The organism is Variovorax sp. N23 (assembly GCF_025486315.1).
Lineage (GTDB): Bacteria > Pseudomonadota > Gammaproteobacteria > Burkholderiales > Burkholderiaceae_C > Variovorax.
Genome location: NZ_JAOOPY010000016.1, coordinates 74,519 through 88,480, shown reverse-complemented (window position 1 = coordinate 88,480; position 13,962 = coordinate 74,519). Strand labels below are relative to the sequence as shown.

General features: G+C 67.7%; 15 protein-coding genes and 3 tRNA genes. 14 read left to right on the top strand and 4 right to left on the bottom strand.

Translation table 11 applies throughout. The features are described 5' to 3' along the window. Positions 1-12: 12 nt before the first annotated feature. The 3 genes from N8A90_RS20970 to N8A90_RS20960 all read right to left on the bottom strand — a co-directional run bounded on the left by N8A90_RS20970 (position 13) and on the right by N8A90_RS20960 (position 1,449). Positions 13-336, bottom strand: coding sequence for a pyrimidine/purine nucleoside phosphorylase (locus N8A90_RS20970; RefSeq protein WP_262077027.1), 324 nt, complete (start codon positions 334-336; stop codon positions 13-15). Positions 337-460: 124 nt separating this feature from the next. Then, the gene (locus N8A90_RS20965) at positions 461-1,015 is read right to left on the bottom strand and encodes a hypothetical protein (RefSeq protein ID WP_262077026.1); all 555 of its coding nucleotides are present in this window, start codon (positions 1,013-1,015) and stop codon (positions 461-463) included. Between the two features lie 80 nt (positions 1,016-1,095). Further along, a complete protein-coding gene (locus N8A90_RS20960; protein WP_262077024.1) occupies positions 1,096-1,449 on the bottom strand; it encodes an ArsC family reductase in 354 nt (117 codons plus the stop codon). Positions 1,450-1,483: 34 nt separating this feature from the next. On the opposite strand from N8A90_RS20960, the gene folC reads away from it, so the two are divergent. The 9 genes from folC (at position 1,484) to N8A90_RS20915 (ending at position 8,728) form a co-directional block, all read left to right on the top strand. Beyond that, the gene (gene folC / locus N8A90_RS20955) at positions 1,484-2,791 is read left to right on the top strand and encodes a bifunctional tetrahydrofolate synthase/dihydrofolate synthase (protein WP_262077023.1); all 1,308 of its coding nucleotides are present in this window, start codon (positions 1,484-1,486) and stop codon (positions 2,789-2,791) included. 61 nt (positions 2,792-2,852) lie between these two features. Continuing rightward, entirely contained in the window at positions 2,853-3,686 is an 834-nt protein-coding gene (locus N8A90_RS20950; RefSeq protein WP_262077021.1) for an SPOR domain-containing protein, read from the top strand. Between the two features lie 15 nt (positions 3,687-3,701). After that, entirely contained in the window at positions 3,702-4,190 is a 489-nt protein-coding gene (locus tag N8A90_RS20945) for a CvpA family protein (protein WP_262077019.1), read from the top strand. 12 nt (positions 4,191-4,202) lie between these two features. Then, positions 4,203-5,723 (top strand): amidophosphoribosyltransferase, encoded by a 1,521-nt coding sequence (gene purF / locus N8A90_RS20940; RefSeq protein ID WP_262077017.1) that lies wholly within the window; start codon positions 4,203-4,205, stop codon positions 5,721-5,723. Positions 5,724-5,736: 13 nt separating this feature from the next. Beyond that, positions 5,737-6,954, top strand: coding sequence for an O-succinylhomoserine sulfhydrylase (locus N8A90_RS20935; RefSeq protein WP_262077015.1), 1,218 nt, complete (start codon positions 5,737-5,739; stop codon positions 6,952-6,954). After that, positions 6,951-8,339 (top strand): glutamate--tRNA ligase, encoded by a 1,389-nt coding sequence (gene gltX, locus N8A90_RS20930; protein ID WP_262077013.1) that lies wholly within the window; start codon positions 6,951-6,953, stop codon positions 8,337-8,339. Before N8A90_RS20935 ends, gltX begins: the two co-directional genes overlap by 4 nt. 35 nt (positions 8,340-8,374) lie before the next feature. Next, positions 8,375-8,450: transfer RNA gene (locus tag N8A90_RS20925), tRNA-Ala, on the top strand. 56 nt (positions 8,451-8,506) lie between these two features. After that, a tRNA-Glu gene (locus tag N8A90_RS20920) sits at positions 8,507-8,582 on the top strand. Between the two features lie 69 nt (positions 8,583-8,651). Continuing rightward, positions 8,652-8,728 (top strand) — tRNA-Asp (locus tag N8A90_RS20915). 295 nt (positions 8,729-9,023) lie between these two features. On the opposite strand, the gene N8A90_RS20910 is transcribed toward N8A90_RS20915, so the two are convergent. Further along, the gene (locus N8A90_RS20910; RefSeq protein WP_262077012.1) at positions 9,024-10,166 is read right to left on the bottom strand and encodes an HPP family protein; all 1,143 of its coding nucleotides are present in this window, start codon (positions 10,164-10,166) and stop codon (positions 9,024-9,026) included. A gap of 267 nt (positions 10,167-10,433) precedes the next feature. Here N8A90_RS20910 and N8A90_RS20905 point away from each other — a divergent pair, with 267 nt between their 5' ends. The 5 genes from N8A90_RS20905 (at position 10,434) to N8A90_RS20885 (ending at position 13,908) form a co-directional block, all read left to right on the top strand. Then, entirely contained in the window at positions 10,434-10,934 is a 501-nt protein-coding gene (locus N8A90_RS20905) for an H-NS family nucleoid-associated regulatory protein (protein WP_262077011.1), read from the top strand. 222 nt (positions 10,935-11,156) lie between these two features. Then, a complete protein-coding gene (locus N8A90_RS20900; protein WP_262077010.1) occupies positions 11,157-11,306 on the top strand; it encodes a hypothetical protein in 150 nt (49 codons plus the stop codon). Beyond that, the gene (locus N8A90_RS20895; RefSeq protein WP_262077009.1) at positions 11,303-12,073 is read left to right on the top strand and encodes a metal ABC transporter ATP-binding protein; all 771 of its coding nucleotides are present in this window, start codon (positions 11,303-11,305) and stop codon (positions 12,071-12,073) included. Before N8A90_RS20900 ends, N8A90_RS20895 begins: the two co-directional genes overlap by 4 nt. Then, a complete protein-coding gene (locus N8A90_RS20890; RefSeq protein ID WP_262077007.1) occupies positions 12,070-12,945 on the top strand; it encodes a metal ABC transporter permease in 876 nt (291 codons plus the stop codon). The genes N8A90_RS20895 and N8A90_RS20890 overlap by 4 nt, the downstream gene beginning before the upstream one ends. Before the next feature lie 33 nt (positions 12,946-12,978). Next, entirely contained in the window at positions 12,979-13,908 is a 930-nt protein-coding gene (locus N8A90_RS20885; protein ID WP_262077004.1) for a metal ABC transporter substrate-binding protein, read from the top strand. Positions 13,909-13,962 lie beyond the last annotated feature (54 nt).

Here is a 13,962-nt window from a genome sequence, read left to right as displayed (position 1 = left end):
TGGGCGTCCGGTTCAGCCGAAGTGGCAGATGTAGCTGTAGGGTTCGCCGCTCACGCGGATCTGGAAGCTCGAGTTGCCCGGCACGCTGAATTTTTCGCCGGCGCCCGAGGCCACCCATTCGGCGCTGCCCGACAGCAGGTACTCGCAACGGCCGGACGTGCCTTCCATGATTTCCGGCGCGCCGGTATTGAAGGTCAGGGTGGACGGCAGGATCACGCCGACCGACTTCTTGGTGCCGTCGGCGAGCGTGAGACCGTGGCTCACGCACTTGCCGTCGAAGTACACATTGGCCTTGGTCGCGACCGAGGCGCAGGGGAGGGATTCGTTGATCGTCATGTGAAGGGCAGGGCGCGGGCGCGCTCGGGCTGGGGAGGATGGAGGCGGGTCGCGCTCGGCAACTCGCTTCACGGGGAAAGCCCGCGATTTTAGGGCTTGCCGGCAGCCCTGCCCAGGGCGGCCGTCAGCGCCAGTGACCGTGTCCACCCCAGCCGCGCGAGTAGCCCAGGTTCAGCGACAGGCCGACGGGCGGGTAGGCATAGGCCGGCGCGTAGCCGTAGCCGTAGCCGTAAGCCGGGGCCACATAGACGGGGGCCGGCGCCACGTAGACCGGTGCCGGGTAGGCCGGCGCGGCATAGTAGGTCGGCGCGACCGGGCGCGCCGAGGACACCACCACGCCCTGCTCGGGCACCACGCCCTCCCACGGGGCGCGGCCATTGCCGTTGTCCGGCACCGGCTGGGCGGCCAGCTGCGACTGCGGCGCCACCGGCGTGGTGGTCACGCCGTAGGCGCCGACGTCGACCGCAATGGTGCGGCCGGGCTGGCTGTCGGTGTAGGTGCTGTACTGCCGGCCCTCGTATTCGTAGGTCACGTTGTAGCCCACGCGGCCGTTCGGCTCGGTCACCTGGGCGGTCGAAACCACCCGAGCCTGAACCTGTTGCTGGGCCATGGCGCTGCCGGTGCCCAGGGCGCCCAGCAGGGCGAGGCCGAGAGTGGCGGTGTACATCTTCTTGCGCATGTCGAACTCCTTGAATGGGGAAGCGGGGCTTCGTTTCAGCCCGGTTGGATGCGATTCGGCGCGCCGGGTTCAACCGGGGCTCAGACGCGGGCGGCCCAGTCCTCGGCGTCGAAGCCCGTCGTCACGTCCGGGCTACCGCTCCAGTCGACCACCGGGCGCTTGATCAGGCTGGGGTTGGCCAGCAGCACGGCGCGGGCGGAACCGGCGTCGACCACCGACGCGCGGGTCGCGTCGTCCAGCTTGCGCCAGGTGGTGCCGCGCCGGTTGACCAGCGCCTCCCAGCCGGGCGCCTTCAGCCAGCGGTCCAGTTCGGCCTCCGGCAGGCCTTGCTTCTTGAAATCATGGAAGCGGTAGGCCACGCCGTGTTCGTCGAGCCAGGCGCGGGCGCGCTTGACGGTGTCGCAGTTCGGGATGCCGTAAAGGGTTGTTGTCATCCCGGAATCATGCCGCCCCGGCCGGTCGGCGACAATGCCGGCCTCCATGAAAACCCTAGCCGACTGGCTCGCGCACGCCGAGCGACAGCATCCCAAGACCATCGAACTCGGCCTGGAGCGCTCGCGCACCGTGGCGCAGCGGCTGGGACTGGCCTTCGACTGCCCGGTGATCACGGTCGCCGGCACCAACGGCAAGGGCTCGACCTGCGCGATGCTGGAGTCGATCCTCGGGCACGCCGGCTACCGCACGGCCGTGTTCACGTCGCCCCACCTCGTGCACTTCGAGGAGCGCCTGCGGCTGAAGGGCGAGGCGATCGACGGTGCGCTGCTGGTGCCGCATTTCGAGGCCGTCGAGGCCGCACGCGCCGAGATTCCGCTGACCTACTTCGAGCTCACCACGCTGGCGATCCTGCGCTGCATGGCCGAGGCCAAGCCCGACGTGGCGATCCTCGAGGTCGGCCTGGGCGGGCGGCTCGACGCGGTCAACATCATCGACGCCGATTGCGCGGTGATCACCAGCATCGACCTCGATCACATGAACTTCCTCGGCCCCGACCGCGAGAGCATCGGCCGCGAGAAGGCCGGCATTTTGCGCACCGGCCGGCCGGCCATCGTGAGCGACCCGATGCCGCCGCAGAGTGTGATCGACCATGCCCGCGAGATCGGCGCCGACCTGTGGCGCTTCGGGCACGACTTCAATGTGTCGGGCGACAAGCAGCAGTGGGGCTGGAGCGGGCGAGGGCGGCGTTTCAGCGGCCTGGCCTACCCGGCGCTGCGCGGGGCGAACCAGTTGCTGAACGCGGCCGGCGTGCTGGCGGCACTCGAAGCCCTGCGGCAAACCCTGCCGATCACCGCCCAGGCGGTGCGCACCGGGCTCGCGATGGTCGAACTGCCGGGCCGCTTCCAGATCCTCCCCGGCCAGCCGACGCTGGTGCTCGACGTGGCGCACAACGGGCATGCCGTGGCGGCGCTGGCCGAGAACCTCGACGCGATGGGTTTCTACCCGACCACGCATGCCGTCTTCGGCGTGATGGCGGACAAGGACCTGGCCCCGATCCTGTCGCGCATTGGGCCGTTGATCGACCGTTGGTACTTCACCGATCTGCCGACGCCGCGCGCGGCGGCTGGCACCGCCGTCCAGGCGCAGTGGGCGGCGCAGAACACCCGCAAGGACGTGGCGTCCAGCGTGCATGCCGACCCGATGTCGGCGCTGCGCGCGGCCATCGAGGCGGCGGACCCCGCTGATAGAATCGTCGTCTTCGGATCGTTCTTCACGGTAGGTGGTGTGCTCGCGCACGGAACCCCCCGTCTGCAGGGCAAACACCTGCTGTCAGGCGCCTGATCGGCGGGTGTCCGGCTCTCGCAAAACACACCGCGCTGCACTCAATCAGGGAAACGAATTCATGGCGTTCTTCAAGTTCCGCTCGCGTGGCCAGCCGACCAATGAAAGCCGCAACACCCCGGTGTCGGCGGCGCCTGCGGAAAGCGTCGAAGCCATGCGTCGGCGTGCACGCCACCGGTTGCTCGGCGCGGCGGTGCTGGTGCTGGTCGGCGTGATCGGCTTCCCGCTGCTCTTCGACACCCAGCCGCGTCCCGTGGCGGTCGATATTCCCATCGAGATTCCCGACCGGAACAAGGTCGCACCGCTGCCGGCCCCGGTGGCCCAGGCGCCTGCCTCGACACCGGCCGCGCCGCCCGCCGAGGAGCGCCCGCGTGCGGCGGCCAACGCGCCGGCGACTGGCGTCATCACCGAGACGGCCGATGGCCGCGAACTGCCGTCTGACCGACCGGTCGCCTCGGCCCCGCCGGCCGAGACGCATCCCGCGCCGAAACCCGAACCCAAGCCGAAGCCGGAAGCCAAACCCGAGCCGAAGCCCGAACCCAAGCCTCAAACGGCCACCGCGGCCAAGCCGGCCGACGATGGTGCCCGTGCCCGCGCGCTGCTCGACGGCAAGAACGCGGCGGCCGCTACCGCAGCGGCCAAACCGGTGGCGGCTTCGGACGATGCTGGTCGCTTCGTCGTGCAGGTCGGCGCCTTCGCCGAAGCCGACAAGGCGCGCGAGGTGCGCCAGAAGCTGGAGAGGGCGGGTCTGAAGACCTACACGAACATCGCGAAGACGGCCGATGGCGACCGCACGCGGGTGCGCGTTGGCCCGTTCGCCTCGCGCGCCGAGGCGGACAAGGCTGCGGCCAAGGTCAAGGGCTTGTCTTTGCCCGCGGCCGTCCTCAGCTTGTAGGCATCGCGCACCAACGTGGCCCTGCTCGACTGGATCGCCGTGGCGCTGCTGGCGGTGTCGCTGGTGCTGGGGCTGGTGCGCGGGCTGGTGTTCGAAGTGATTTCGCTGGCCGGCTGGGTGGTGGCTTTTTTCAGCGCGCAGTGGTTCGCGGGCGATGTGGCGGCGTGGTTGCCCATCAGCGGCGACCCGGAGGCCTCGTGGCGCTATGCGCTGGCCTTCGTGCTGATCTTCGTCGCCGTGGCCTTCGGTGTCGGGCTGATCGCTGCGCTGACGCGCAAGCTGATCGCGGCCGTCGGGCTGCGGCCGGTCGACCGGATGCTCGGTGCGGTGTTCGGCCTGGCGCGTGGCGCGGTCGCGCTGCTGGCCGTGGCGGTGGTTGTGCATTTGCTGTCGTTGAGCGAGAGCGCCTGGTGGCGTGAATCGCACAGCGCGCTTGTTCTGGATGCGGCACTGCAGGGCCTCAAGCCTGCATTGCCAGAGAAGTTGGCCAGTTACCTGCCCTGAGAGGATCGTCCCATGTGTGGAATCGTCGGCGTTGTCAGCAACGCGCCCGTCAATCAACTGCTTTACGACGCCTTGCTGCTGCTGCAGCACCGCGGCCAGGACGCAGCCGGCATCGTCACGCTGCTGGAACGCAAGTTCTTCATGCACAAGGCCAAGGGCATGGTGCGCGACGTGTTCCGCACCCGCAACATGCGCGCGCTGCCGGGCGACGTGGGCCTGGGCCAGGTGCGCTACCCGACCGCCGGCAACGCCTACAGCGAGGAAGAGGCGCAGCCCTTCTACGTGAATGCGCCCTACGGCATCGTGCTGGTGCACAACGGCAACCTGACCAACGCGCATGCGCTGCGTTCGGAACTGTTCTCGACCGATCACCGCCACACCAACACCGAGAGCGACTCGGAAGTGCTGCTGAACGTGCTGGCGCACGAGATCGAGCGTTCGACGCGCGGCGGCATGCTCAACTCCACCACCGTGTTCGAGGCGGTGCGCGCCGTGCATCGCCGCCTGCGCGGCTCCTATGCGGTGGTGGCGCTCATTGCCGGCCACGGCCTGGTCGCCTTCCGCGACCCCTACGGCATCCGTCCGCTGGCCATGGGCCGCGGCGCCGACGGCACCGTGATGGTGGCGAGCGAATCGGTCGCGCTCGAAGGTTCGGGTCATGTGTTCGAGCGCAACATCGCGCCGGGCGAAGCGGTCTTCGTCGATCTGCAGGGCCAGGTGCACGCCGAGCAGTGCGCCGACGCGCCGACGCTCAACCCCTGCATGTTCGAGTTCGTCTACCTGGCGCGGCCCGATTCGGTGATGGACGGCATCTCGGTCTACCAGGCCCGCCTGAACCTGGGGGAGACGCTGGCCAAGCGCGTGGTGTCGACCGTGCCGCCGAGCGAGATCGACGTGATCATCCCGATCCCCGAGTCGAGCCGCCCGAGCGCCACCCAGTTGGCGCACCTGCTGGGCATTCCGTACCGCGAGGGTTTCGTGAAGAACCGCTACGTCGGCCGGACCTTCATCATGCCGGGGCAGGGCGTGCGCAAGAAGTCGGTGCGCCAGAAGCTCAACGTGATCGCCAGCGAGTTCAAGGGCCGCAACGTGCTGCTGGTCGACGACTCGATCGTGCGCGGCACGACGAGCAAGGAGATCGTGCAGATGGCGCGCGACGCCGGCGCGAAGAAGGTCTATCTCGCGAGCGCTGCACCGCCGGTGCGCTACCCGAACGTCTACGGCATCGACATGCCGACCAAGGGCGAACTGGTTGCGCACGACCGCACGGTGGAAGAGATTCGCGAACTGATCGGCTGCGACGCGCTGATCTACCAGGACGTCGAGGGCATGAAGCGCGCGGTGATGAAGGCGTCGCCGAGCACGCCCGGCGCACCGAAGCTCGATGGCTTCGACTCGTCGTGCTTCGACGGCATCTACGTCACCGGGGACATCGACACCGAAGCCATCAGCCGCATGAACGGCAGCCGCCCGCGCGTCGAGGAGACGGAGGAAGACTCGTCCCGTCTCGCGCTGCCCAACCTCGCCGAATGAACCTGGAGAGCCTGTGACCGAACGATCATTGCCGCCCGGCCTGCACCGCGACACGCTGGCCGTGCGCACCGCCAGCGAGCGCAGCCAGTACGGCGAGAACTCCGAAGCGCTCTACCTGACGAGCGGCTTCGTGCAGCCCGATGCCGAGACCTCGGCGCGCCGCTTCGCCGGCACCGAAGAAGGCTTCACCTATTCGCGCACGTCCAATCCGACGGTCGCGAGTTTCGAGCAGCGGCTGGCCGCGCTCGAGGGCACCGAAGCGGCGATCGCCGCGTCGAGCGGGATGGGCGCCATCCTCATGATGTGCATGGGCCTGCTCAAGGCCGGCGACCACGTGATCTGCTCGCGTTCGGTCTTCGGCTCCACGCTCAATCTGTTCGGCAAGGAGTTCGCGAAGTTCGGCATCGAGACGACCTTCGTGTCGCAGACCGACGTGGCCGAGTGGCGCGCCGCGCTGCGCCCGACCACCAAGCTGTTGTTCGCCGAAACGCCGACGAATCCGCTGACCGAGGTCTGCGACATCCGCGCGCTGGCCGACCTAGCGCACGACGCGGGTGCCTTGCTCGCGGTCGACAACTGCTTCTGCTCGCCGGCGCTGCAACGTCCGACGGAGTTGGGTGCCGACCTGGTGATCCATTCGGGCACCAAGTACCTCGACGGGCAGGGCCGCGTGATGGCCGGCGCCATCTGCGGCCCGTCGCGCCTGATCGTCGACGTGTTCGGCCCGGTGGTGCGCACCGCCGGCATGGTGCTCGCACCGTTCAACGCCTGGGTCGTGCTCAAGGGCATGGAAACACTGGGCATCCGCATGCAGGCGCAGTCGGCCAACGCGCTGGCCGTGGCGCAATGGCTCGAAGGCCACCCGAAGGTGTCGCGGGTGCATTACCCCGGCCTCGCGTCGCATCCCCAGCATGAACTGGCGATGCGCCAGCAGTCGGGGCAGGGCGGGGCGGTGGTGTCGTTCGACGTGCGCGGCGACGATCCGGCGACGGCGCGCAAGAACGCCTTCCATGTGATCGACAGCACCCGCGTCGTGAGCATCGCCACCAACCTCGGCGACACCAAGACCATCATTACGCACCCGGGCACCACCTCGCACGGGCGCCTGACCGAAGCGCAGCGCCAGGCGGCGGGTATCGGCCAGGGGCTGATCCGGCTGGCCGTGGGCCTGGACCACATCGACGACATCCAGGCCGACCTGCTGCGCGGCCTCGACACCCTTTCCTCATGACCCAGAAAATCAGAACGCGCATCGCGCCATCGCCCACCGGCTTCCTTCACCTGGGCACCGCCCGCACCGCACTGTATTCGTGGGCCTATGCGAAGCACCATGGCGGCCAGTTCGTGCTGCGCATCGAAGACACCGACGTCGCGCGCTCCACGCAGGACGCGGTCGACCAGATCCTCGCGTCGATGGCGTGGCTGGGCCTGGACTACGACGAAGGCCCGGTCTACCAGATGCAGCGGCTCGACCGCTACCAGGCCGTGGTCGCGCAGATGCTCGAAGCGGGCACGGCGTACCACTGCTACTGCACGCCCGAAGAACTCGAGGCCACGCGCGAGGCGCAGCGCGCCCGCGGCGAGAAGACGCTGTACGACCGCCGCTGGCGCCCGGAGCCCGGCAAGGTGCTGCCGCCGGTGCCCGAGGGCGTGCCGCCGGTGGTGCGCTTCTGCAACCCAGTGGAAGGCGACGTGACCTGGGACGACCTCGTCAAGGGCGAGATCACCATCAACAACCGCGAGATCGACGACCTGATCATCGTGCGCCCCGACGGTGTGCCGACCTACAACTTCGCCGTGGTGGTCGACGACTGGGACATGGCGATCACGCATGTGTTCCGCGGTGATGAACACATCAACAACACCCCGTGGCAGATCAACATCTTCCGCGCACTGGGCGCACCGTTGCCCGCCTTCGGCCACCTGCCGGTGATCCTGGGTGACGACGGCCAGAAGCTGTCGAAGCGCCGCGGTGCGGTGAGCGTCACGGCCTACGAAGAGAACGGCTACCTGCCCGAGGCGATGCTCAACTATCTGGCGCGCCTGGGCTGGAGCCACGGCGACGACGAACTGTTCACGCGCGAGCAGATGGTCGGATGGTTCGACGGTTCCCATCTGTCGAAGAGTCCGGCGCAATGGGATGCGGCGAAGCTGGCGTGGGTCAACGGCCAGTACATCAAGGCCAAGGCCGATGACGAACTCGCACCGCTGGTCGCAGCGCAACTGCAGAAGCGCGGCATCGTGGCCGATGCGCGACTGACCGCCATCTGTGCGCTCTTCAAGGACCGCTGCGAGACCACCGTCGCGCTGGCCAACTGGGCTGCAGCCTTCTACACCGACGTGACGCCGAGCGACGCGGATCGCGCGCAGCATGTGACCGATGCCGTGCGACCGGCCCTGGCCACGTTGGCCGACAAGCTCGCGACCGTGAGCGCCTGGGACAAGGCATCGATCGCCGCTGCCATCAAGGAAGTGCTCGCCGCGCACGGGATGAAGATGCCTGCCTTGGCGATGCCGGTGCGTGTGCTTGTGATGGGGACACCGCAGACGCCATCCCTGGATGCGGTGCTTGCGATCTTTTCTAAAGAAAAAGTGATCGAGCGTTTGAAGGGCTGATTTTTTCAGTCTATAATCTGAGGCTCGACACCCAAGGGGGTATAGCTCAGCTGGGAGAGCGCTTGCATGGCATGCAAGAGGTCATCGGTTCGATCCCGTTTACCTCCACCATTGGTTTGTCGAGTAGAAGAAACAAGTGCTGATCTCAGCACGGTTCCTCAGGTTTTGACCCTATCGTCTAGAGGCCTAGGACACCACCCTTTCACGGTGGCTACCGGGGTTCGAATCCCCGTAGGGTCGCCAGTTTCACGCAAGTGAAGCCGGCACGAGTTGTCAACACTCGGCTCCGCAAGGAGTGAACGTTGTCTACCAGGAGTGGTAGTTCAGTTGGTTAGAATACCGGCCTGTCACGCCGGGGGTCGCGGGTTCGAGTCCCGTCCACTCCGCCAATAAAATCAACGGGTTGCAGCAGAAATGCCGCAACCCGTTTTTCTTTGGGCGAGCCGTGGGAACACTCATTGGAACACTTGAACTTGACTCAAGAGTTTCTGGTGTGGGCTGCTTCTCCGCAGACGTGCGGCTGGGCAGCCGGGTCTTCAATCTGAGGCTCGGGCCGGCGGCGCTGGCGTTCGACGGTGCGTCTTTGCCGGAAGATCAGCATGGGCGAGATCATCGCGTTCATCGAGCGGCGGCGCGACCAGCGCGCCTGAGCGATTCGACCGCGCCGGCGCGGCGTGCCTCAAGTCAAGTCGCGCGATGCAGCGCGCGCACCAGGTCCGACTGGGTGATGATGCCGACGAGCCGTCGCTCCGCGTCGATGATCGGAATGTGGTGGTGCCCGCCTTCCGAGAAAAGCGGCACCAGCTCCGACACCATCCGCCCCTCGCTCGCCACGCGCACCTCGCGCGTCATGATCTGGCCGACGGCATCGGGCTTGTCGTCGTGCGACATACTGCTGCGGCGAACCAGGCTGCGCAGCCGTTCGCCGATGCCGTCATGCCGGCCGATGTCGGCATGCCGCATGAAGTCGGCCACCGTGACGATGCCGACGATCCGCTGCGCGCGGTCCACCACGGGCAGGGCCTTGACCTTGCGTTCCCGCATCATCGACCACGCGTCCTGCAGCGATGTGCCGAACTGCACCGAGAGCGGGGCCGGCGACATGATGTCGCGGCACCGCAGGGCGCCGAAGCGCCGCGCGTAGGCGGCCGCCTCGGCGTGCTGGAGCAAGGCCTCGAGATCGTCCCGGCTCACGTCGAGCACCTGGTTGTAGTGGGCGAGCGCGGCGTCGAGGTCGGCGGCACTGAAGCGTGACCCGTTGGGGGCGGGCGTCACCGCCGGCTGCCTCTGGGCATGCGGGTAGCGCCGGCCGGTGAGGCTGTTGTAGGCCATGCCCGTCATCACGAGCAGCAGCGAGTTCACCAGCATGGGCGACAGGGCGAACTGGAAACCCGTGGCACCCAGGGCCGTCAGCAGCGCCGTCGCACCGCCGGGCGGATGCAGGCAGCGCAACGCGAACATCAGTGCAATGGCTGCCGCCACGGCGGCTGCGCCGGCCCAGGCCGGGTCGCCGATGAGCATCGCGCAGGCGGCGCCCACGAGTGCCGACAAGGTGTTGCCGCCGACCACGGCCCAGGGCTGCGCGAGAGGGCTGGCCGGCACCGTGAACACCAGCACCGCGCTGGCACCCAGAGGCGCGACCAGCCAGGGCTGCGGCGCACCCGTACCGATCCACCAGCGGCTGATCAGCGCCGTGACGAGGATGCCCAGGCCGGCGCCGGCCACGGCGCGCCAGCGTTCCTTTGAATCGGCGAACACGCGCTCCGGCCGCAGTCCGCCCAGGAACTGGCGCAGCCGGGCCTTGGCGCGGTGAGGCGGTGGTGTCATGGGGATGTCGTCTCCTCGGTTCAAGCGCAGGGCGCGTGACCCGCCACGAGGTACGCGCGCCGATCGGTCGCGGCGAGTGAGGATGCCACAGCCCACGTGCCCCCGGATTGCGCTGCCGTCATTACCGATAGGAGCGCGAGACGCCGGCCGCGATGCTCGCGCAGGCCATGAACCTGGAGATTCACCCGAGCGATCGGACGTGCTTGGCGCCCCCTCATTGGCATGCGCATTAAAGTAGCACCTCTCGACTTCTGAAAATGCGAACTTATGTCCCAGACCTACAAGCAAATCCAAAAGCAGATCGAAGCGCTGCAGCGCCAAGCCGAGAAGCTCCGAAATCAAGAGGTAGAAGGTGTTGTGGGGCGCATCAAGGTTGCGATCACACACTACGGACTGACGGCTGAGCAGCTCGGATTCGGTACCGGATCGGCCAAAGGCAAGTTGAAGACGCCCCGCACCAATGTCGCGTCGAAGTCGACCGGATCGGCGAAATATTCCGACGGGCAAGGCAACGAGTGGCTCGGTCGCGGCCCTCGACCCCATTGGCTTCGCGAGGCGCTCGCCGCAGGCAAGAGTCTCGAGGACTTCGCCATCGCGTCCCCGTCATCGACGACCTCAGCGCGTGCGGCAAAGCCTGCAGCGAAACGGAAGGCGAAGACTTCTTACAAGGACCCGAACGGGAACACCTGGAGCGGCATGGGCCCCAAGCCACGCTGGCTCAAAGATGCCCTGTCGGCCGGCGCAACGCTGGATCAGTTCGTCGCCTAGTTCTCGGCGACTCACGGAGGGCCTGCTGGCCGCGAAGGCGCTTGGGCCTATGCGGTGGCGTCGGCGGATTCGAGCTCGGTCCACGCCGCCAATAGATCAACGGGTTGCAGCAGAAATGCCGCAACCCGTTTTTCTTTGTCCGCTCGCAGGTCGAGGGCGTGAAGCACGACCCGCCGCGACAGGATGCTGCGCGCTAAGATGATATTGAATTATCATTAGTGGGTGATTGTTCAACGCGTGTTCGTCGCCGGGTGCCGGCATGTCATAGGCCATGCCAGCTTCCTGCTCATGCAGGCAGGCCAGCGCCTTCTTGCTGCGCTGGCGCTGTGCGCGCTGCTGTGGCTGGCCGCCAGTTGGGCGCTCGGCACATGAGTCCGGCCTCTTCCTGCGCTGCCATCCACCTCCGTGATCTGACGATCGCCTATCGCGGACATCCTGCGGTCCATGCCGTCGAGGGCGCATTTGCACATGGCTCGCTGACCGCCATCGTCGGTCCGAACGGCGCGGGCAAGACGACGCTCCTGTCTGCGATCGCCGGGCGGTTGATACCCGCTTCGGGCAGGGTGGACATCGACGCCGCCTGTGCAGGCCGCATCGCCTGGCTGCCCCAGCAGTCGGAGATCGATCGCAGCTTTCCGATCCATGTGATGGACTTGGCGGGGCTGGGCCTCTGGTCCTGCTGCGGCAGTCTGCGCGGGCTGACTGCGGCGCAGCGCAACGAGATCCACGGCGCGTTGCACACGGTAGGACTGACCGGTTTCGAGCGGCGTGCCATCGGCGCGTTGTCGGTCGGCCAGTTTCAGCGCGTGCTCTTCGCCCGTGTGCTCCTGCAGGACGCGCCCGTGATCCTGCTGGACGAGCCGTTCAGCGGCGTCGACGCGCGAACCACCGCCGATCTGCTGGCCGTGATCCGGCGCTGGCACACCGAAGGGCGCACGGTGATCGCGGTGCTGCACGACATGGCGCAGGTGCGCCAGCACTTCGACCAGGCACTGCTGCTGGCGCGGCGCTGTGTGGCCTGGGGGCCGACAGGAGGCGTGCTGCAGCCCGAGCACCTGCTGCGTGCCCGGCAGCTGAGCGAGTCGTGGGACGAGGTCGCGTCGCCCGAGGTTTCCTCTGCGCAGGAGTCCGTCGCATGAGCCTGAATGATCTGCTCGTGCAGCCTTTCGCCGACTTCGGGTTCATGCGCCGCGCGCTCGTGGCCGCATTGGCCTTGGCGTTGGGCAGCGCGCCGATGGGCACGCTGCTGGTGCTGCGCCGCATGAGCCTGGTCGGCGACGCCACGGGCCATGCGTTGCTGCCCGGCGCCGCGCTGGGTTTTCTGATCGCGGGGCCATCCCTCACCGCCATGAGTCTGGGGAGTTTCAGTGCGGCGGTGCTGGTGGCGCTGGCCGCCGGGTGGGTTTCGCGCGCCACGGCGCAGCGCGAGGATGCGAGCTTTGCCGCCTTCTACCTCATCGCGCTGGCGTTGGGGGTGCTGCTGGTCTCGCTGCGTGGTGGTGCGGTGGATCTGATGCACCTGCTCTTTGGCACCATCCTCGCGGTGGACGATACGGCGCTGATTCTCATGTGTTCGGTGAGCAGCGTGACCCTGCTGGTGCTGGCCGCGATCTACCGGCCATTGGTCGCCGAATGCGTGGACCCCGGCTTCCTGCGCAGCGTCGGCGGGCCGGGGCGTGCCGTCCACGGTGCGATGCTGGTCCTGACGGTCGCTAACCTGGTGGCCGGCTTCCAGGCCATGGGGACGTTGATGTCGGTGGGCCTGATGATGCTGCCGGCCGTGGCGGCCCGCTTCTGGGCCGCCCAGGTATGGAGCCTCGCCGCCGTCGCGGCCGTGATCGCCGCATTCTCCGGGGCGGCCGGGCTGCTGCTGTCCTATCACGCGCAGTGGCCCTCGGGGCCGGCCATCGTGCTCGTGGCCGGTGGCATCTATCTCGTGTCTCTGGTTGCAGGGTCGCGCGAAGGATTGCTGTGGCAAAGGCTGCGGCGTGCGCACCGAACACCCGCCTGAGCGCGCTCCTTCAACTTCCCTCCAACGACACCAATGACCACCATGACCCTCCGACGCCGCTCGATCCTGGCCCTGCTCACCGTCCTGCCTTCGCTGGGCGCCGTATCGCGCGTGCAGGCACAGCCGACCCCGGCAACGCCACCGCTGCGCGTGGTGGCCAGCTTTTCGATCCTCGCCGACATGGCGCGTGAAGTCGGTGGGCCCGATGTCGAGGTACAGGCGCTGGTGGGCCCCAACGCCGATGCGCATGTCTTCCAGCCCACGCCAGCCGATGCCCGGCGCGTGGCGGGCGCCGACCTGGTGGTGGTCAATGGCCTGGGCTTCGAGGGCTGGATCGACCGGCTGGTGAAATCCGCCGGCTATCGCGGCGCCATGGTCGTGGCCAGCGCGGGCGTCACCCCGCGCCGCGGCGAGGCCGGCCATGGCCATGGCGAGGACCCCCACGCATGGCAGGACCTGCGCAATGCCATGCGCTACGTGGCCAACCTGCGCGACGCCTTTGCCCGTGCCCGGCCGGCACAGGCCGCCGATCTCGAGCGGCGTGCCCAGGCGTATACGGATCGGCTGCAGACGCTGGATGCCGAAGTGCGCGGCCGGTTCGATGCCATTGCGAAAGCTCGGCGCCGGATACTGACCTCGCACGACGCCTTTGGCTATTTCGGTGCGGCCTACGGCATCGAGCTGCTGTCACCGCAGGGCATCAACACCGAGGCCGAACCTTCTTCCGCAACGGTCGCCCGTCTGATTCGCCAGATTCGTGCGCGAGAGGTGAGTGCGGTCTTCATGGAAAACATCTCGAACCCGCGCCTGGTCGAGCAGATCGCATCGGAGGCCGGCGTCAAGGTGGGTGGCCACCTCTATTCCGATGCACTCTCGCCACCGGGGACCGAAGCCGACACCTATTTCAAGCTCTTCGCCTTCAATGCCCGGGCCATTGCCGCGGCGTTGGCTTCCGGCCGTTGACGCGCCTGCGACGGGCCGCGATGAATGCGCCGGTCGATGCGGATTCGTCCGTGG

Excerpts from the sequence above, each read along its gene's own strand:
- folC (WP_262077023.1), top strand. The coding sequence starts at position 1,484 with ATGCCGGCCTCCATGAAAACCCTAGCCGACTGGCTCGCGCACGCCGAG.
- N8A90_RS20890 (WP_262077007.1), top strand. The coding sequence starts at position 12,070 with ATGAGCCTGAATGATCTGCTCGTGCAGCCTTTCGCCGACTTCGGGTTC.
- N8A90_RS20905 (WP_262077011.1), top strand. The coding sequence starts at position 10,434 with ATGTCCCAGACCTACAAGCAAATCCAAAAGCAGATCGAAGCGCTGCAG.
- N8A90_RS20910 (WP_262077012.1), bottom strand. The coding sequence starts at position 10,166 with ATGACACCACCGCCTCACCGCGCCAAGGCCCGGCTGCGCCAGTTCCTG.
- gltX (WP_262077013.1), top strand. The coding sequence starts at position 6,951 with ATGACCCAGAAAATCAGAACGCGCATCGCGCCATCGCCCACCGGCTTC.
- N8A90_RS20970 (WP_262077027.1), bottom strand. The coding sequence starts at position 336 with ATGACGATCAACGAATCCCTCCCCTGCGCCTCGGTCGCGACCAAGGCC.
- purF (WP_262077017.1), top strand. The coding sequence starts at position 4,203 with ATGTGTGGAATCGTCGGCGTTGTCAGCAACGCGCCCGTCAATCAACTG.
- N8A90_RS20895 (WP_262077009.1), top strand. The coding sequence starts at position 11,303 with ATGAGTCCGGCCTCTTCCTGCGCTGCCATCCACCTCCGTGATCTGACG.
- N8A90_RS20960 (WP_262077024.1), bottom strand. The coding sequence starts at position 1,449 with ATGACAACAACCCTTTACGGCATCCCGAACTGCGACACCGTCAAGCGC.
- N8A90_RS20965 (WP_262077026.1), bottom strand. The coding sequence starts at position 1,015 with ATGCGCAAGAAGATGTACACCGCCACTCTCGGCCTCGCCCTGCTGGGC.
- N8A90_RS20950 (WP_262077021.1), top strand. The coding sequence starts at position 2,853 with ATGGCGTTCTTCAAGTTCCGCTCGCGTGGCCAGCCGACCAATGAAAGC.
- N8A90_RS20885 (WP_262077004.1), top strand. The coding sequence starts at position 12,979 with ATGACCACCATGACCCTCCGACGCCGCTCGATCCTGGCCCTGCTCACC.